The organism is Microbacterium sp. GCS4, assembly GCF_001262495.1.
Classification (GTDB): Bacteria; Actinomycetota; Actinomycetes; order Actinomycetales; family Microbacteriaceae; genus Microbacterium.
Genome location: NZ_LGYE01000004.1, coordinates 122,353 through 140,018 on the forward strand (window position 1 = coordinate 122,353; position 17,666 = coordinate 140,018).

Annotated in this window: 21 protein-coding genes; 7 read left to right on the plus strand and 14 right to left on the minus strand. The window is 69.1% G+C overall.

What is annotated here, in order from left to right:
- Positions 1 to 126 precede the first annotated feature (126 nt).
- The 3 genes from AKH00_RS14565 to AKH00_RS14575 are packed head-to-tail and all read left to right on the plus strand — an operon-like array spanning position 127 to position 2,984.
- The gene (locus AKH00_RS14565) at positions 127 to 831 is read left to right on the plus strand and encodes an RNA polymerase sigma factor (RefSeq protein ID WP_050723488.1); all 705 of its coding nucleotides are present in this window, start codon (positions 127 to 129) and stop codon (positions 829 to 831) included.
- Complete coding sequence (locus AKH00_RS14570) at positions 828 to 1,814, plus strand: hypothetical protein (protein ID WP_050723489.1); 987 nt, start codon at positions 828 to 830, stop codon at positions 1,812 to 1,814. Before AKH00_RS14565 ends, AKH00_RS14570 begins: the two co-directional genes overlap by 4 nt.
- Positions 1,815 to 1,856: 42 nt before the next feature.
- A complete protein-coding gene (locus AKH00_RS14575) occupies positions 1,857 to 2,984 on the plus strand; it encodes a DUF4232 domain-containing protein (protein ID WP_152926212.1) in 1,128 nt (375 codons plus the stop codon).
- 5 nt (positions 2,985 to 2,989) lie between these two features.
- Here the strand turns inward: AKH00_RS14575 and AKH00_RS14580 are convergent, their stop codons facing one another.
- The 8 genes from AKH00_RS14580 to AKH00_RS14615 form a co-directional block, all read right to left on the minus strand.
- The gene (locus tag AKH00_RS14580) at positions 2,990 to 3,787 is read right to left on the minus strand and encodes a siderophore-interacting protein (RefSeq protein ID WP_050723491.1); all 798 of its coding nucleotides are present in this window, start codon (positions 3,785 to 3,787) and stop codon (positions 2,990 to 2,992) included.
- A gap of 103 nt (positions 3,788 to 3,890) precedes the next feature.
- Positions 3,891 to 4,772: a PfkB family carbohydrate kinase gene (locus AKH00_RS14585; protein WP_050723492.1), complete on the minus strand. Its 882-nt coding sequence runs from the start codon at positions 4,770 to 4,772 to the stop codon at positions 3,891 to 3,893.
- Positions 4,769 to 5,992, minus strand: a complete 1,224-nt coding sequence (locus tag AKH00_RS14590) for a glycoside hydrolase family 32 protein (RefSeq protein WP_050723493.1) — start codon at positions 5,990 to 5,992, stop codon at positions 4,769 to 4,771. Before AKH00_RS14590 ends, AKH00_RS14585 begins: the two co-directional genes overlap by 4 nt.
- A 72-nt stretch (positions 5,993 to 6,064) precedes the next feature.
- Positions 6,065 to 7,096, minus strand: coding sequence for a LacI family DNA-binding transcriptional regulator (locus AKH00_RS14595; protein ID WP_050723494.1), 1,032 nt, complete (start codon positions 7,094 to 7,096; stop codon positions 6,065 to 6,067).
- Entirely contained in the window at positions 7,093 to 8,469 is a 1,377-nt protein-coding gene (locus tag AKH00_RS14600) for a NosD domain-containing protein (protein ID WP_050723495.1), read from the minus strand. The genes AKH00_RS14595 and AKH00_RS14600 overlap by 4 nt, the downstream gene beginning before the upstream one ends.
- Before the next feature lie 16 nt (positions 8,470 to 8,485).
- Positions 8,486 to 9,322, minus strand: a complete 837-nt coding sequence (locus tag AKH00_RS14605) for a carbohydrate ABC transporter permease (RefSeq protein WP_050723496.1) — start codon at positions 9,320 to 9,322, stop codon at positions 8,486 to 8,488.
- Positions 9,319 to 10,173: a carbohydrate ABC transporter permease gene (locus AKH00_RS14610; protein ID WP_050723497.1), complete on the minus strand. Its 855-nt coding sequence runs from the start codon at positions 10,171 to 10,173 to the stop codon at positions 9,319 to 9,321. Before AKH00_RS14610 ends, AKH00_RS14605 begins: the two co-directional genes overlap by 4 nt.
- Positions 10,174 to 10,305: 132 nt before the next feature.
- Positions 10,306 to 11,625 carry an extracellular solute-binding protein gene (locus AKH00_RS14615; RefSeq protein ID WP_082297655.1) on the minus strand — a complete coding sequence of 440 codons (1,320 nt, stop codon included), beginning with the start codon at positions 11,623 to 11,625 and terminating at the stop codon, positions 10,306 to 10,308.
- Between the two features lie 150 nt (positions 11,626 to 11,775).
- Between AKH00_RS14615 and AKH00_RS14620 the strand changes: the two genes are divergently transcribed.
- A complete protein-coding gene (locus AKH00_RS14620; RefSeq protein ID WP_050723498.1) occupies positions 11,776 to 12,144 on the plus strand; it encodes a hypothetical protein in 369 nt (122 codons plus the stop codon).
- Between the two features lie 20 nt (positions 12,145 to 12,164).
- Here the strand turns inward: AKH00_RS14620 and AKH00_RS14625 are convergent, their stop codons facing one another.
- From AKH00_RS14625 to AKH00_RS14635, 3 genes are read right to left on the minus strand one after another with little or no spacing between them, the layout of a single operon-like run.
- Complete coding sequence (locus AKH00_RS14625; protein WP_050723499.1) at positions 12,165 to 12,560, minus strand: GntR family transcriptional regulator; 396 nt, start codon at positions 12,558 to 12,560, stop codon at positions 12,165 to 12,167.
- Positions 12,557 to 13,603, minus strand: a complete 1,047-nt coding sequence (locus AKH00_RS14630; protein ID WP_152926213.1) for a hypothetical protein — start codon at positions 13,601 to 13,603, stop codon at positions 12,557 to 12,559. Before AKH00_RS14630 ends, AKH00_RS14625 begins: the two co-directional genes overlap by 4 nt.
- Positions 13,604 to 13,623: 20 nt before the next feature.
- Positions 13,624 to 14,226 (minus strand): GNAT family N-acetyltransferase, encoded by a 603-nt coding sequence (locus AKH00_RS14635; protein ID WP_235556796.1) that lies wholly within the window; start codon positions 14,224 to 14,226, stop codon positions 13,624 to 13,626.
- A gap of 216 nt (positions 14,227 to 14,442) precedes the next feature.
- Between AKH00_RS14635 and AKH00_RS14640 the strand changes: the two genes are divergently transcribed.
- Positions 14,443 to 15,030: a hypothetical protein gene (locus AKH00_RS14640; RefSeq protein ID WP_050723501.1), complete on the plus strand. Its 588-nt coding sequence runs from the start codon at positions 14,443 to 14,445 to the stop codon at positions 15,028 to 15,030.
- Positions 15,031 to 15,043: 13 nt separating this feature from the next.
- Here the strand turns inward: AKH00_RS14640 and AKH00_RS14645 are convergent, their stop codons facing one another.
- The 3 genes from AKH00_RS14645 to AKH00_RS18015 form a co-directional block, all read right to left on the minus strand.
- Positions 15,044 to 15,538: a hypothetical protein gene (locus AKH00_RS14645; protein WP_050723502.1), complete on the minus strand. Its 495-nt coding sequence runs from the start codon at positions 15,536 to 15,538 to the stop codon at positions 15,044 to 15,046.
- Positions 15,535 to 16,131, minus strand: a complete 597-nt coding sequence (locus tag AKH00_RS14650) for an RNA polymerase sigma factor (protein ID WP_050723503.1) — start codon at positions 16,129 to 16,131, stop codon at positions 15,535 to 15,537. The genes AKH00_RS14645 and AKH00_RS14650 overlap by 4 nt, the downstream gene beginning before the upstream one ends.
- Before the next feature lie 90 nt (positions 16,132 to 16,221).
- The gene (locus AKH00_RS18015; RefSeq protein WP_161804403.1) at positions 16,222 to 16,542 is read right to left on the minus strand and encodes a helix-turn-helix domain-containing protein; all 321 of its coding nucleotides are present in this window, start codon (positions 16,540 to 16,542) and stop codon (positions 16,222 to 16,224) included.
- 464 nt (positions 16,543 to 17,006) lie between these two features.
- Between AKH00_RS18015 and AKH00_RS14660 the strand changes: the two genes are divergently transcribed.
- Together AKH00_RS14660 and AKH00_RS14665 are read left to right on the plus strand one after the other, a co-directional pair.
- On the plus strand, positions 17,007 to 17,255 hold the full coding sequence (locus AKH00_RS14660; RefSeq protein WP_050723505.1) for a hypothetical protein: 249 nt from the start codon (positions 17,007 to 17,009) through the stop codon (positions 17,253 to 17,255).
- Entirely contained in the window at positions 17,249 to 17,656 is a 408-nt protein-coding gene (locus AKH00_RS14665; RefSeq protein ID WP_050723506.1) for a hypothetical protein, read from the plus strand. Before AKH00_RS14660 ends, AKH00_RS14665 begins: the two co-directional genes overlap by 7 nt.
- Positions 17,657 to 17,666 lie beyond the last annotated feature (10 nt).

Here is a 17,666-nt window from a genome sequence, read left to right on the forward strand (position 1 = left end):
CGGTCCCAGCCGCGAGCACGAGGACACCTCGGCAGTCGACGAAGACGTGTGTCAGGAATGCGCTCCAGCTGCAAAGAGGCGACGGGCGCACACGCTGACGAGGGACGGATACTGGGATGCCGGGGGGTGGCTCGTGCGCTTCGGGGGGAGCGCACGAGCATCACCGTCCGCGACCCGCCGGTGCTCCTGGGTAGCCTGGAGACGGCGGTGGAGGGAGTGGTGGGAATGCGAGGTTGGCGTGACGTCTTCGCCACCGTGCGCATCGCCTTCGCCGTCGACGGACGCTCATCCTTTCCGGAGCACGTCTCGGTGTCGCCGGTCGTGCACCGCTCCCCCGCCGAGCACAAGGCGGTCGTCTACCGGCGGGTGTTCGACGAGAACTGGCCGCGTGTGCGACGGCACCTGGCCTGCTTCCTCGACGACGCCGATGAGGTCGACGAGCTGACCGCCGAGGTGTTCGTGATCGCGTGGAAGAAGCTCGACCCCGCGCGCCCCATGGGTCTCACGTGGTTCCTGCGCACAGCCGCCAACAAGGTCAGGGATGCGAATCGCCGCGCCCGCTCCAAGGACCGGGCGCTCGATGCGCTGACGCGCGGACTGCAGCATCCATCCGCGGGGGTGGATCCTCTCGAGTCGCTCGCTCTCCGTGACGCCCTCGGGTCGCTGAACGCGCGCGAACGTCACGTGGTCGTGCTCACCTACTGGGACGACCTGACCGCGGGCGAGGTCGCCGAGGTGCTGCGCTGCAGCCAGGCGTCCGTCTGGACGACGCTGACCAGGGCTCGGGCCAAGCTGCGGCGGCACCTCGATGCGACGGGAGGGGAGTCGTGATCCCTGACGACGAGCTGGATCGCCTGCTCCGCTCCGTGAACCCCGCGCCTCGCGAGCAGTTCGCCGACCTGCGGGCGGAAGACCTCGCCGTGCGCGAGCGGATCGTGCGCGGGGTCCCCGTCTCCGCCGGCGTCCCCGAGGCGGGTCGCCGCCGGGCGTGGGCCGGGTTCACGGTCGCCGTCGCGTCGATCGTCGCCGTGGTGGTGGCATCGGTGCTCGTGCTCGCTCCGACGCAGCAGGCCATCGCCCTCACTCCCCCGCCTCTGATCTACGGCAATCCTCAGCCGCTCGCAGATGTCGTCGCGGACGCCCAGGCGGCTCTCGCCGACGACGACGGTCCCGAGCAGGAGCGCCGGGTGCGCACGCTCGGCTGGGGGTGGAACATCGACATGGGCTCGGAGAAGATCGAGATCGTGCCGCAGGAGACGACCCTCGAGTGGGCCGCCGACGGCAGCGGCGCGGTCACGATCGTCGCCGGGGAGTCGCTCTGGAGCGACGACGATCGCCCCGACGGCGTCGCCGAGAGCCCGTATGCACCCGGTGAGGTGATCGCCTCCTTCCTGCAGACGCCCGAGCAGTTCAACGCGCCGGCCGCGCTGCTGACGCTCTCGGGTTCGACGCCCGACGACCTCTGGCCGGTGCTGCGCGCCTTCGGCGCCGACGAGTCGTCGCCCTCGGGTGAGCTGCTCACCGCGATCAGCAGGGTGCTCGATGCCTGGACCCTCACCGATGCGCAGCAGGCGACGCTGATCGACCTGCTCGCCGAGGCGGACGGCATCCGGGTGCTCGGCGAGACCCGCGACCGCCTCGGCAGAGACGTCGTGGGGCTGCGGGTCGAGGATCCGCAGAGACCGGATCACGCCGAGACCGTGCTCATCTCGACCGACACGGGTCGCATCGTCGGGATCGAGACGGAGCTCCTGCATCCCCTCGACTTCATCCCGGCCGGGGTCATGGGCTACCGCCTCTGGGACATCGACTAGATGTCCCAGAGCTCGCATCGGTCCGAGGCTACGCTCGCTGACGTGAGCGCGCCGAGGAGACCCTGGATCGTCAGCGCCACCGTCGGCGGACTGTGGCTCCTGGTCGTGCTGATCGCGGCTATCGGATCCCTCACGCCTCTCGCGCGGGTCGAGCAGGCGGTCCTGCCCACGCCGACGCCGTTCCTCTGGTCATGGGCGGCGCCGTGGCCCGTCGTGGTGCCGGTCGCCGGAGCTGTGGCCGTGGCCGTCGTGCATGCGGCGATCCTGCGCCTCGGGCGCTCGCGCTCGTCGTTCTTCTTCGCCTGGATCGCGGCCGTGGCCGCCGGGGCAGCGGTGGGACTCACGATCGACGTCGTGCTCGTCTTCGGCAACCTGTTCACCTCCGGCTGGGCCTCGTGGGCGCTCGATCTCGGCTCCCGTGCGGCGACAGGCGCGTACTGGGGCCTCCTCTACGGATGGATCGCCGGTCTGGTCGCCTGGCGCCTCGACCGCACGGCCCCCGATGCCGCGACCCCTGCTCCCCGCCCTGCCGGCGCAGCGATCACCGTCGTCGCGGCGATCGCGTCACTCGCCCTGCTCGGCGCGGTCTACGTCGCCGGCGACGCCGCGACCCAGGCGCAGGTCCGCGCCGAGGCCGCAGCAGCCGAACCACCACCCGCCGACGGCTCCGCCCCGATCGACCCTCAGGCCGCCGGTGAACCCGTGCCCGAGCGCGTCGACGGTTCCGGGGTCACGGGGATCGACGGCTGCACACCGGATCGGGCGATGGCCCTCATCGGCGACCCCGACGGCGCGACAGGGCACCGGGGCCTCCGTCTCGAGCTGATGAACTTCTCGGAGGAGCCGTGCGTGATCGAGGGCTACCCGGACGTCGCCTTCGGCGACCAGAACGGTCATCTGCTCGACGTCGATGTCACGCCGGGGTCGTCGTTCATGGCCGTCGATCCCGGACCCGTCCGCATCGAGATCCCCGCCGGCTCGTCCGCCGTCGCATGGATCGGCTGGGACGCGAACTCCACACAGGGCGCCCTCGTCGCGAAGACGATCTGGAACGCGGTGCTCCCCGGGGAGACCCGCGGCTCCAAGCCGATCGAGACCGACATCGTCGCCGGGTCGTCGGTCACGGTGACGGCCTGGGCGCTGCCCGAGACCGCCGGCACTGCGCCCTGACGCCGCTACTCGATCTGGCCGATCGGCTCGCGCTTCTCCGCCTGGAACTGGTCCTCGGCGCGGCCGCGCGCCCAGTAGGCGGAGATCGACAGCGATTCGCGGGGCACCTCACGCTGCTTGAGCAGGGCACGCACCTCCTTGATCGTGCCGCGCTCACCGTGCGCGAAGACCGCGGGGTGGCCATCGGCCCAGTGCAGGCCCGCGAGCACCGAAAGCAGCTCCTCATCGGTGTCGGTCCAGCGCAGACGCACGCCGTCGGGGAGGTCGGGGAGGATGCGGTCGGCAGGGTCGGCGACCGTGACGAGCACATGACCCACGGCATCCGGGGGCATGGCCTCGATCGCCGAGGAAATCGCCGGCACGGCCGTGTGGTCACCGACGAGCAGATGCCACGGGGCCGCAGGATCCGGCGCATACCCGCCGCCCGCGCCGCTCAGCACGAGCACGTCGCCCGGCTGGGCGCGACGAGCCCACGGTCCCGCGACGCCCTCGTCACCGTGCACGACGAAGTCGATCACGAGACGCCGGCGCGCGGCATCCGACGACCGGATCGTGTAGGTGCGGCGGGTCGGGAGCTTCTCGGGGCTCTCCTCCCGCAGCCGGGCGAGGTCGAACGGCGGGGTGAGCCCGTGCTCGGGGTCGGCGAACAGGATCTTGACGTACTTGTCGGTGAACACGTTGTCGCGGAAGTCGTCGTAGCCGTCACCGCCCGCCGTGATGCGGATCAGCTCGGGGCTCACCTGCTCGACGTCTTCAACCGTGAGGACGGCCTGGGCGGGTGCGGGGCGGGGCTGGTCGGTCATTCCGTCTCCTGAGATCGCGGGGCACGTCCTCCCAGTCTGCCTCGGACGGGGGGGATGCGGGGCGGATGCGGCGAGCATCCGGGTCGTTCGACCGCACCCGGTGTCAGGCGCGCACCGATTCGAGCTCGGCGAGATCGGGGAGGTCCGCCCCCGCTCTGCCGACAGTGATGCCTGCGGCCGCAGCACATCGCGCCCCGAGGCGGCTCAGGGCATCGCCGGAGAGGTCCCAGTCCGCCGTCTCCGACAGCCCGGACACGAGCGTCGCCATGAACGAGTCTCCCGCACCCACCGTGTCGACGACGTGCGTGACGACCGCCGGCACCTCGACCCGTGCCGTTTGAGAGGCGAGCACGGCGCCTTCGGCGCCCCTAGTGACAACAGCGACGGCGACCCCGAGAGCGAGAAGCTCGTCGAGAACAGCTCCCACCGCAAGCCCCGGGTAGATCAGGGCCGCGTCCTCGTCGCTGAGCTTCACCGCGGACGCGAGACCCGCGATCCGCTCGACCCGCTCCCGCATCCGCGATCCGTCGATGAGAGCGGGGCGGATGTTCGGATCGAAGGTGACGCGGCCGACCCGAGCGGCCACGCTCTCGACCATCTCACGCACTCGCGAGGCGCCGGGCTCGAGGAAGCATGCGATCGACCCGACGTGCATCAGGTCGCAGTCGGGGGCCGGCCCATCGGGCACGCGCCACTCGATGTCGAACTCGTAGACCGCGCCTCCGCCGTCGCCGAGGGTCGCCGTCGCCGTCGACGTGCGGTCCAGCAGGAATGACTGCGGAAGAACGAGTGCTCCAGCCGCATCAAGGTGTGCTGCGATACGGCTGCCCCGCTCATCATCCGCCAGAGCGGTGAGCACGCGCACGTCTGCCCCGAGGCGTCCCAGGCCCAGCGCGACGTTCGCGGGCGATCCTCCGACGTGCTCGACGCCGTCCACGATGTCGATGAGCGCCTCGCCGACGACGAGGATCCTCGGTGCCGTCATGCGAGTCCGAACACCGACAGGTCGCCAGCCGTGGCGCGTACACGCATATCCGGTCCCGCCGGAGCCACGCCCGTCGAGAACGCCCCTCCCACCGATGACACCTCGACGATCGGGCCGTCCACGACGATCCTCATCGCGCCGATCGCCGGGAACACTGAGCGCGACGCCGGCGTCTCAGCGACGACCTCGTCTCCTGTGCGGGTGAAGGTGATCGTCGGAGCCGACCCCGACGCGATCGTGAGGACTCCGTCCGCGGCGGACCACTCGATGTCCGCGGCGAGGCCGTCCACCACTCCGTCGCCCCACGACGGGACACGATGGTCGAGTACGTCGGGGTGCGGCTCGACCACGAGGCGGCCGTCGACGAGCGTCGGGCGGTACGGGATGCTGTGCGCCCCGGTCCAGTCCGCGCCGCCCACTCCTCGCAGCCAGAACGTCAGCGCGTGGCGGCCGTCCGCGTCGGTGAACAGGGACGGCGCGTACAGACTCGGGCCCCAGGTGAGGCGACCCCAGCTCTCCGCGGCGAAGCGTCCGCCGTCGAGGGAGCCGAGCGCGAAGCCCGCGTAGTGCAGCACGTCGGCGTCCCACACCGACGAGATCATCACCGAGTGACCGTCGAGGTCGAACATCTGCGGGCATTCCCACAGCGCGCCCATCCACACCGGGTCGAGTTCTGCGGTGTTCCGCTCCAGCGCGACACCCTCGTAGTCCCACGCATCGAGATCGCCCGAGGTGTACGAGAGGGCCATGGCCGTACCGTCACGACCGGCAGCGCCCACGAACATGCGCCAGAGGTCTCCGTCGCGGCGGACGAAAGGATCGCGGTATGCGATCAGGTCGAGATCGGCGGGCGCCTCGACCACGACGTCGCCCTTCGACCAGGTCGACCAGTCGTCCTCGGCGTAGGCCACCCGGATCCGCCCGATACCGAAGTCGGGCACGGTGGTCGCGGTGTAGAACGCCCGTGCGGCGTCGCCGTCGCGCACGATCGCCCCGGTCCAGATGCCGTCGTCGCCGTCGCCCGGAGCGATCGCCACGGGCAGCTCACGCAACGACAGCAGGTCGGGCCCGCTCGCGTGACCCCAATGGCAGTTCGGCGCCCACGTCGTCTCACCGGGGACGTACTGGTAGAAGACGTCGTATCCGTCGTCCCTGGCCGTGATGCCGTGCGGGTCGTTGATCCAGCCGCTGCGCGGCGTGAAGTGGAGGGCGGGGCGCATGGTTCTCTCTTTCTGCGCGAGAAGGAGCGAGGAGCTCGCCGCGAGTCTGCGGAACGGACGAGCCCCCCGCGGTCAGGGGGTCCGGGGAGGAGGCGCGACCGAGCCGCGGTGTACCACCGGTCCGCGGAGGAGGACACTCGGCGTCTCGGCCGCCGCCCCGTCGATGTCGGCGAACAGCCTTTCGGCCGCCCATACACCCATGTCGTAGTGAGGGAGCTCGATCGTGGTGAGTCCGGGATATATGCCGTCGGCGACATACTCCTGGTTGTCGAAGCCCATGATGGACACGTCGTCGGGCACGCGCAGGCCGAGCTCGGCGGCCGCGCGGTACGCGCCCATGGCGAGTCGGTCGTTGAAGCAGAACACCGCGGTCGGCCGCTGCGGGCTCGACAGCAGGGGCAGAGTGGCCGCGTATCCGCCGGCGGGATCCGTCTCAGCGGTCGTGACCAGCAGATCGTCGGGATCCAGGCCCGCCTGCGCCATCTCCGACCGGAAGCCCGCCAACCGTCCGGAGGAAGCGGGGATGTCATCGATGTTGTTGACGAATGCCAGCCGACGGTGCCCTGCGTCGATGAGGGTTCGGGCCGCATCCCTCCCGCCGGCGACCTCGTCGGGGGCGACCCAGGGCACGCGCGAATCCGTCGACTCGGCGTTCAGCAGCACCGTCGGCACCGAGGACAGCTGCTGCGGCAGGGCGAGCTCTCGGTGGAACATCGACGCGTACAGGATGCCGTCGACTTGTCGTCGGAGCAGCTCCTCGATCTCGCGGTCCTCGACGGCGCGCTCATACCCGGTGGAGACCACGAACAGCACGGCATTCCGCGCGAGTGCGACCTCCTGGGCGCCCAGGATCAGTTTCCCGGCGAACGGTGTGGTCACGATCTCGTCGCCGATGAGTCCGATCGTGTTCGACCGCTGGGTGCGCAGCGACTGGGCGAGCCCGTTGGGCACGTAGCCGAGCCGTGCCGCCACCTCCTCGATACGTTGTCGCGTCACCGGGTTCACCCGCAGACCGGGGACGTCGTTCAGCACGTGGGAGACCGTGGTGATCGAGACGCCCGCTTCGGCGGCGACCTGCCTGATGGTGACTCGCTTGCTCTTCACTTCTCTGCTCTCCTCGTCGATTGCCCCGGGCCGGGCGTCGGCACCGCCGGGGTCGCGCGGAACGCGTTCCGCGTCCTGTCGAGCACGACCTCATCGTCCGTCCCGGAATCGAGGACGGTGTTGGCGACCGCGTCGGCGTCGACCAGCACCGTCACGACCTCCAGCCTGCCCTCTTCGGGGGTGCCGAGGAGTGCACCGACCTGCGCCTCGAAGCAGTCGTCGCTCGACGAGGATCGCACGTCCTTCGCCACCACATGGTTGTTCGCGATGTGATTGCCGCTCCCACCGGCCACCCGGATGATGACGGGAACGGCACCGGCGGGCCGCACTTCTCGGGTGTCGACGATCTCCGAGAAGTGGTTCCCGGAGACTGTGTTGTCATTCCCCTCGATGAGGAGCAGGCCCTGCAGGTCGTCCAGATCGTTGTGGACGCCCTGGAACGGAGCCCACGGCTCGTGGTCGCGGAGGATGTGATTCGCGCCGACGAGGTTCTCCGAGCTGCCGCCCGTGAGCCGCACGGCCCCCGGGTAGAACGTGTGCAGGCGGTTGCTCGTGACGCTCGACCGCGTCACCCCGTCGAGGTGCACGCTGCTCGCGCCCCGGGGGAAGACGTTGTTCGCGGTGACCAGCAAACCACCGTGACGCTCGGCGTAGATCGAGTGCCCCCAGGGTCCGGCGCCGACGAGGTTGTCAGTGACCTTCGACGCCTGCCCCCAGTCCCGCAGCTCGATCGCGTTGCCGCACTCGGCGATGAAGTTGCCGTGCACGGAGAGTGCATCGGCCCGGCGGATCGTGAGACCGTGCTCGAGGTAGACGAGGCCCATCCCGATGACCCGGAACGAGTCGTTCGCATCGTCCACGAGGATGCCCGTCCTGCCGTTCCGGTACGAGTTCTCCGGGTTCCCGTCGGGGCCCTCCCCCGTGAAGTGCAGCCCGTCGATGCAGAAGTCGACGAACTCGACCGAGCTGATCCGCGGGCTCCCGGTGCGGGCCACTCGGAATGCGGCGCCCTCGCCCTCGGCGGCGCCGTGGGCCACCGGGAGGTCGTGGAGGATACGACTCCCTCCCGGCCAGAGCTCGTGGAGGTCGGGGACCTCGGTGGAGGGGACGTTGAAGCGGATGCTCGACGAGGTGAATCCGTGGCCTGCCCCCTCGATGCGCAGGAAGCTCACGTCGATCACGACCTGGGTGCGCAGGCGGTAGTCACCGGGAGGGATGCGGATGACGGCGCCCGGTCGGCCCCCGTCGGTCAGGTCGTCGCGCGACTGCCGCGCGCGCACGTCGGCGACGATGTCGTTGATGACCGCGCCGATGTCGTCGACGGGATCGCCGTGGGGCCACGTCGTGACGTCGTAGGCGTTGCTGCTCGACATGCTGTCTCCTTCCCCCTCAGCCCTTGACAGCGCCGAGGGTGAGTCCGGCCACGATGTGACGCTGGAGGAAGAGGGTGAGGATGATGACCGGCACGGAGTACACGGCGGCAAGCGCCGTCATCCCGCCCCAGTCGAGACCGAACTGACTCTGGAAGTTCGCGATCACCACGGGGGTCGTCTGCGCACGCACCGATGTCAGCAGGAGCGAGAACAGGAACTCGTTCCAGGACGCGAGGAACGCGAAGATCGCGGTGACCGCCAGTCCTCCAGAGACCACCGGCAGCACGACACGGGTCATCGCCTGGAGCCGGTTGCATCCGTCGACCTGCGCCGCCTCGCTCAGCTCGTCCGGAACAGCCTCGAAGAAGCTCGCCATGAGCCAGATCGACAGTGGCAGCGAGATCGTGGTGTGGGCGATCGCCAGACCGAACGACGTGTCGGTGAGTCCGAGACCGCGCATCACCTCGATCAGAGGTGCACCCACGGCGATGGTCGGGACCATCCGGGTCACCAGCGCGGCGAGGATGAACACCCGCCCGGACGGGGTGCGGAATCGGGTGATCGCGTACGCGGCCGGGACCGCCAGGACGAGACTGAGCGCCGTCGACAGGAGCGCGGTCACGACGCTGTTCACGAGCGCGGCGTCGACGCCCTGACGGGTCAGTGCCGAGATGTAGTTGTCGAGCGTCCACACCGACGGGAAGACCTCGGGCGGTACGGCGATGGCCTCGAGCGGTGTCTTGAACGACGTGAGCAGGAGGTAGAGGAACGGGAAGCCGTAGAGGACGAGGGTGACGGCGAGCAGCACCCACAGCAGGATGCGGCTGCGCCCGCGGGTCTCGAGAGGGTTCATCGTGCACCCGCCCCCGGTCGCCAGATCAGCAGGATCGCCACGATCGACACGGCGAGCATCGCCAGGAGATAGATCGTGCCCATGGCGCTCGCAAGCCCGGGATCCCCGAACCGCGTCATGGTCCGGTACACGAGGAGGCTGAGCGTCGTCGTGCTCCCCTGCGGCCCGCCGTCGGTCTGGATGAGGATGACGTCGAACGCGCGAGCGGCATCGATCCCGCGCACGATGAGCGCGACGGCGATGACGGGTCGCAGCAGCGGGATGATGATGCTGAACAGCATCCGCGGATATCGCGCCCCGTCGAGCCGCGCCGCCTCGATCACGTCACCGGGGATGTTCTGGAGGCCGGCGAAGAGCACGAGCGTGATGAACGACGTCGTGAGCCAGATGTCGGGGACGGCGACGGAGAACAGCGCCAGATTCGGATCGCTGAGCCACTGGATCTGATCCGGGCTCGAGAGGATCCCCCATCGGGTCAGCAGCTCGTTGACGATTCCGAAGTTGTCGATGAGGAGGAAGCGCCACAGCAGACCCGCGACGACGGGGGCGATCATGAGCGGGTACATGAACACCGTGCGGAAGACCGTCGAGCGCTGGCCGAGTGCGGTGAAGAGCAACGCGACCGCCAGGCCGAGGACGAGCTCCATGGCCACGACGAAAACCGTGTACAGGATCGTGCGCACCGACGCGGAGGCGAAAGCGTCGGAGGCGAAGGCCGCGACGTAGTTGTCGAATCCGACGAACGTGCGTCCGGCGCCGGCGAACGGGGAGATGTCGAAGAAGCTGTCGACGACGAAGCTGATCAGCGGCCAGAGCACGAAGGCCGCGAGGAACAGCGCCGCGGGCAGCATGAGCAGCAACGCGAACCGTCTGTCGCCGCGTTCCCGTCGACCGAGCCGACGGGGCGGGGTGGACTGCGCTGGGGCGGCCGAAGCCACCCCAGCGGCAGTGCGGAGGGATGTCGAGTGCACGGAGCCGGGGTCCTACTCGATGATCGATTCGATCTGCGATCGCGCGTCGGACAGCAGCGCGGCCGTGTCGGCGTTCGGCTCCACCGCCTTCTGCAGGGTCGGGATGAGCACGGAGTCGACGATCTCCTGCCACTTCTCGGTCTTCGGTCGCGGGAGGCTCTGCGGTGCCTCGAGTGTGCTCACCAGCGCCGGGTAGTTCTCGAATCCGGCCACGCCGTCCTTGCTCTCGAACGCGCTCTTGCGTGCGACGAGTCCGAGCGAGGTATCGGCGGCGAGGTCGTTGTGCTCGTAGGCGAACGCGATGAACTCCATCGCGGCATCCTGCTTCGTGCCGCTCGCGGGCACCGAGAGGTACCAGGCGCCCGGCACTCCGGCGACTCCGCCGGGGCCGCCGATCATCAGCGCGACGCCGATCGCGTCCTTGACGGGAGAGTCGTCGGGGGTCTGGCGATACGCGTGACCCCAGAACCGCATCATGGCGAGGTTGCCCTGGTAGAAGAGGTTCTGTGCGCCGGCCCAGTCGAGCTGCGCCGCTCCCGGCGGGGCGAACGGCAGCAGGCTCACGTAGAAGTCGAGCGCCTCCTGGTGCGCGGCATTGTCGATCGTGACCTCCCCGGACTCGGGGTCGAGCACCATCTGCTCCTCGCCCGCCTGCGACACCGTGGCGAGCCATTCCGTCTCGACGGCGCCCTTCACATCGGTGCCGTACAGATCGACCTTCCCGTCGCCGTCGGTGTCCTGTGTGAAGAACTCCGCGGCGTCGCGGTACTGTTCCCAGGTCGTCGGCGGTGTGAGCGGGTATCCGTAGGCCGCTTCGAACTCGGCCTTGTTCGTGGGGTCCTCGAAGAGGTCGGTCCGGTAGAAGAGCACTTCCGAGTTCGTCCAGACGGGCATCCCGACGAACTTCCCGTCGACGGTCGCCTCGCTCACGAGCCCGTCGAAGAGATCGGCTTTGACCTCGTCGCCGGCGATGTCGTCCAGTGGCGCGAGCCCTGGCCCGAACGAGGTGAGCCAGATGGCGTCGAGCGCGGCGATGTCGAACGATGGGGTTCCGGACTTGAGTTCCGAGGAGATCCGGTCGTAGAGCCCCGCGTATGGCAGCTCGACCAGGGTGATCTCAGTGCCGGTCTCCTCGGTGTAGAGGTCGGCGATGGGCTGCAGTTCCGCCTTGCCCCCGCCCTCGACGACTATGGTCAGTCCATCGGCGCCCGCGGTGGTTGCAGCGCCGCCAGCACCGCAACCGCTGAGGGCGACTGCCGCCGCGGAGAGCGCGGCCAGCGCGACGCCGACGTGCCGAGCACGCCCCGTCGCTCGTGTGCGAAGCTTCTTCACTTCGACTCCATTCGCTTGTGGATGAGAATGCAGACCCTCAGTGCCAAGACGTTTTGCCAAAACGTCTTGGCACCAAGATACGGGTGGGCGTCCGATTCGTCAAGAAATCTCGCTCGAGGATCCTCTTCGGCCGTTCGTTACTCTCGGACCATGCGTCTGGTGGGTGGTGTCGTCCTGTGGCTCATCGCGACCGTGTGCGGAGTCCTCGGCGCCGGGTGGCTGAGCCTCGCCGGAGTGGGATGGGACGGCGGCTTCATCGCCCGCAGCTACTGGGACGACTCCGAGAGCGGCATCGGCGTCGGCTTCGCCGTGATCCTGCTGATCGCCTGGCTGGGCCTGCTCGGCGGTTCGTTCGCGGTCATGCGGGGTGGTGAGTACGAACCCTCGCGAGCGATCCGAGCGGCCTCCATTGTCCTCGCGGTCGTGAGCATCGTGGGCGTCCTCGCTCTCTGCATCCTCGCGGTGGGATGGCCGGAGCCACCGAGCGAGTACCCCTCGCCGCCGTGGAACCGCGCCTGAGGGCGGGGTGGATAGGCCCGTCAGTCGACCCGCATCGCGGTCGGCACCGCGGATGCCGTCGGCCACAGCGCCCGGAGCACGTCGACGACATCGTCGGCGGACGAGCCCGCTGCCGTCGCCTCGTCCACGAGATCGCGCACGCGCCTCAGGACCGGCAGCGGGAGGACCGCCGCCGATGCAGCGACTCGGGTCCCCGCCGCGGTGCGGCTCACGACGAGTCCCTCCTGCTCGAGCATCTTGTACGCCTTCGCCGCCGTGCCGGGAGCGACGCCGAGATCCGTCGCCGTCTGCCGGACCGTGGGAAGCCGCTCGTTCGCGCCGAGCCGACCCGAGACGATCAGACCACGGAACAGTGCGTAGATATCGCGGGCGCTGACACCCTCCTCCGGCATCTCCCCGGTCGTCACCGGTGTCATCGCCTCGCCCCGACCGCGTCGGAGCGATCAGTCGTCCGCGCGGACAAGGGCAGTCTCCGCGGCATGCCGATGACCACGACGAGCAGCGTCGCGTAGGCGACGATCTCCATCACCGGCGCGGCCCACCCCGCCGCTGCGGCGAGCTCGGCATACCGCCACGCGGATTCGTAGGGGTGCCCGTCGTTCTGTCCCGTGATGACGAGGCCCGTGACGGATCCGGTCGAGGCGATGAGTCGCCAGGCCCCGGCGAGCGCGAGGGCGAGAGACGCCGCGGCGACGCGTGCAGTCGTCGACGCGATGCTCCGACGAGCGAGGCGTTCGGCCGCGACCGTCTCCGGGGACAGGAACGGCCGGGCTGCGTTGACGCGCAGGAGCGCCGCGAGGGACATGAGCAGCGCGGCGAGCGCGATCAGCACGGGCACTCCGTACGTCCACCCGTAGAAGTGGAGTCGGAGCGGGTCGACGGCATCGACGTTCGGCACGGGGACGACGAGCCAGATGTGCTGCCCCTGCGGGTCCGTCGACGAGGCCAGTCCTGCGGCGACGGTCGTGGCGGCGAGCACGGTGGCGGCGAGGGCGGCGGCGACGAGATCTCTTCGACGGCTGAAGGTCAGCCAGGTCCGCCGCACGGAGGGAGTCACCGGCACGACGGACGCCGCGGATCCTCTCGCGACCACGAGCGCAGCGAGACCGGCCAGCCCCACGGATGCGACGATCACGGGGAGCGCGAAGCGCAGCGATGCGGTCGACCCCGACATGTTCAGCACGTAAGAGCGCAGCACGAAGTCGAGCAGGTGGGTGCACACGACGGCCGCGGCGATGACGACGACGACGATGAGTTCTGGACGATGGCGCACGCCGACCACGCCGGTGCGGTCGATCGTCGCGGGCGCGGCACTGCGGTCGCCCGCTCCCCCGCGGGGACGCGACCGCCAGGCTTCGAGGACCAGCGCGACGAAGATCGCGACGACGAACGATGTGAGCGGGATCGAGAAGGCCGCGCCCACGATCTCACTCGGCGTCCACATCACTGCTGATGACACGATGGCCTCCCTGAGTTGTGTCATCTGTCTATCACAACTTGTGCCACCAGTGAAGAACAAGCGCGCGATGCGCCTCTCAGCCCCCCGGACACCAGGAGGGTGGTCCGACCATGCGGGGTGACCGGGTTCGCAGCGCCCGAGTCGACGAAGCCGAGCTTCTCGAGGACGCGCAGCGACGGGGTGTTCCAGTCCCAGACCGTCGCCCAGAGCCGCGGGTGTCCGGCGCGTCGTGCCTCGGCGAGCACGGCGGCCGCCGCTTCCGTCGCATAACCGCGACCGTGGACCGCGCGCAGCAGTTCGAAGGCGATCTCCGGTTCGTCCGGCTCACCGCTCCCGTGGAAGACGATCCCGCAGTAGCCGACCACCTCGCCCGAGCCCGTCGCCACGACCGTGAGCAGCCCCGGCTCCGCGCCTGCCCGGATGCTCTCGGCGATCTCCTCGACGGTGGGATGCCCGTCCGACGTGAGCTGCCGATGCCGCGGCACCCGCGGATCCCGCTCGGTCCATAAGCGGCGGAACACTCCGGCATCCTCGTCGCGCTGGGGCCGCAGCGAGAGCCGAACCGTGTCGCCGCCGTTGAGTCGCCGCGAGGACGGCGGCATCCTCGCGCGCTCGTGGTCCATGCGTCCAGTCTCTCGGACGCGTCTCGCTCCTCCCGCTCGACGTCCCGCACACGCGAGAGAGCGCCACCGTCTCGACTGCAGAGTTTGAGTCAGCCCCACCGCGCACGATCCGCGTGACGACGCGGATCTGCGGCGTGCGGCATCTCCCGGACAGGAACCCCCGGATCGGGCGTGGACATACCGAAGCGAATCCCACCCCTATCGGAGGAGCTTCTCTTGTTCACACGATTCCTGTCGACGTCTGCGGCCCTCGTCGCCGTCCTCGCCCTCGCCACTCCCACGACCTCGTCCGCCTCCGTGGAACCCGATCCGCCGGCGGCATGCACGATCGGCGGTGTGCCCGTCGCCGACGGCCAGCCCGTCCCGGATGACATCCCCACGGTCGTGTCCTGCTTCGACTCGGTCGAGGAGGCCGAGCAGTTCATCGAGGACGGAGCGCCCGGCGACTACGAGCAGCTCTACCCGGACAACGCCTCCGCACGTACCGACGCGCGTGCCGCGGCCGCATCGACCGTCACCGTGGGCAAGATCTGGACGGGGACGTCCCGGACCGGGTCCGTCCGCCTCCACTGGGGCGCCGGCAGCGGATGCTACGGCGTGACGTTCGGGTTCCCGAGCCTCAGCGCCGGGTGGGACAACAACGTGCGGTCCGCGGAGGGTTTCAACAACTGCTGGTCCTCGCAGTACGACGGCACCAGCTACACCGGAACCGTGCTGACCTGCGCCCCGTACTGCTCGTCGCTCGGGTCGATGGCCGCACGCACGTCATCCATCGTCTACCGTCCCGCGGGAACCTTCGGGTGAGCCGGCTCCGGCCTCACTCCTGGAACGGGTGAAGTCGAAGGGTCGAGCATTCGATCCTGCCCGGGACGACGGCCGCCTCGCCCTGATCCGTGACGCACATCGTGAATTCGGACGGGGCGGTCCCCGGGGCAGAGGTCGCCGAGGTCGGATCGGTCTCGGCGAACGCGCCGGACTCCCACATCTGGATGCACACGGCCTCGGCGTCCTCGATCGGCAGGACGCCATCGGGGGTGGCGATGCTCACTCCGGCGCCCGACAGCGATCCGTCCGGGTTTCGGTAGGGGCCTTCGAGGCACTGCACGACGCTGGTGTCGCTCACCGGACGCTGATCGAGCAGCACGACACCCGCGACGCCGGCACCCGCGACGACGAGAACGCCGCCCGCAATGGTCAATCGGCCCCACAGGGTCTTCCACCACGGCGGGCGCGAGAGGTCCCGGCGCATCTGCTCGATGAGGAGGTCCTGCACCTCTCGACGATGCGGCATGCCGCCGGACTGCTCCGTCATGCGTGTGCCTCCTCTGCGGTGGGAGCGTACTCCTGCAGCTCGCTGCGCAGCTTCGTCTTCACCCGCGACAGTCGCGACTTCACGGTCCCGACGGGAATGCCGAGGACCACCGCCGCCTCGGTCGCCGGCAGCTCGTGGATGACGCAGAGGACCACGACGCCGGCATCGCGAGGGTTCAGCTGCAGAAGCGCCTCGCGCACCCCCTCCGTGATCTTCATCGAATCCATCGCCCGGGCGACCTCGTCCGCGTGATCGGGCACGTCTCTCTCATGCGGGATCCGGCTGAGGAGCCGTTGATACCGGCGGCGGGAACGCAGGCTGTTCTTCGCGGCGAACGACGTGGTCGCCAGGAGCCACGGAAGAACCGAGCCGTCGACGAGACGGACCTTGTCGCGCTTGCGCCACAGCTCGAAGAACGCGGTCGCGGCGACTTCCTCCGCATCCCACGAGGTACGCATCAGCACCAGAGACAGACGGAACACGGGCGCCTGATGACGGTCGTGAAGAAGCCGATAGGCGGGTTCGTCGCCGCGCGACAGCCGGAAGAGGAGCTCACCGTCGCCCGGCGTCCTCGATTCTCGGTCCTCAGCCACTGCCTCACCTCGCGCGACACGGTCCCCTCGACCGTCCACCTCCAGTGTAAGCGGGCCGGTAGCCGCCCCGGAGCGGGCGACGAGGCCCGCTCAGGCAGCCGTGGCGAGGGTGCGCCGAACGAGACCACGGTCACGCGCCGCTCGCGGACTGCACCGCAGGTACCGGTGACAGTGGGCGCGGAAAGTCTCGTACGTGCCGTACCCGCAGCGCATCGCGATCTCCGACATCGGGATGGCGGGGTTGTGCGCAGCGATGAGCACGACCTGCCGGAGGCGACGCCGCGCCAGCATCTCCGCGACGCTCGGGTGGCCCGCGAACGCCCTGTCCAGCTGCCGCCGGGAGATGAACAGCTCGCGTGCCAGCCACGTCGGCCCGACTCGACCGTCACGATAGTGAAGGTCGATGAGCACGAGGCACCGCTCTCTCGTCGCATCGAAGTCAATGGTCCTCACATCACGTAATGTCCGCATGGGGGCGATCGGTTCCCTCGAGCCGCGACTCCAGAGAACGAGACGGATCCGGTGGCCGCACGAGGCGCCGCGGTGGCCGCGCAGACCGCTCGGGCACAGGGATGCGGCGCATCGGGCCTGAGGCATCGACGGGCATCCCGCACCTGGATCGCATCGGCCGGCCACGTCTACCGTGGTCGCGGACAGCCGGATTCCGGGGTGGCTGCGAACCACCGGGACGGATAGGGGCCGGCTGTTCGGGCACCAGCGCGAGCTCCCGAGATCGGTTACCCCAGGACCTCTCGGGAGCTTGCGTTCCGCTGTTCTGCAGGGCACCACCTCACGAGCGCCTTGAAGCAGCGGGTGCTTGACGAGGTGAGTGCTCGACGCTGTCGAGTCCGTTGTTCACAATGAAGGAGCAGTAAATGAAGTATCAGAAGGTCTCTCGTGCCGCGGTTGTGGTCGCCATCTCGGCTGCGATGTTGCTCGGAAGCGCCGGCGGAGCGATGGCTTCGACGGACGCCACTGCAGACGAGGAGTTCTCCGAGTTCACTGCGTCGCTGGGTGTCGACCCCGCAGTCAAGGATGAACTTCAGCTCAAGTTCGACGCACTGTCCCCGAGCGAGCAGGAGTCGTTCCTTTCCAGGTCGAATCAGAGCCGGGGTCGGTGCTGAACTTCGAGAGCTCCACGACCGTCCGGGAGCTGGAGGCTGCTCCTCAGGTCCAGGCTCGAGCGTCCGCGGCGGCACTCAAGACCTATCAGGCGAAGGACACGGTGACTGCGAGCGTCCTCAACGTGAACGTCGGGTCGTTCACGACCGATTTCAAGTATGAAGCCAACGCCACGAAGGTCACCCGTGTACTCACGTGCAAGGGAGCCTGGTCTGGCTTCGGACTCACTGGTTCATCGTCCGCCTCGAACTACATCACGGCTGGAGGCGTCGGTGCGTGCGAGGTGATCTTCAACATGAGCGTCGTGATCAAGGGCTCGCCGATCTCCTTCGCGAAGCAGCATGTCATCAAGACGCATAGCGGCAACCCTGGTCGGTACACAGCTACGTTGGGGAACTTCTGAAAGACTTCCT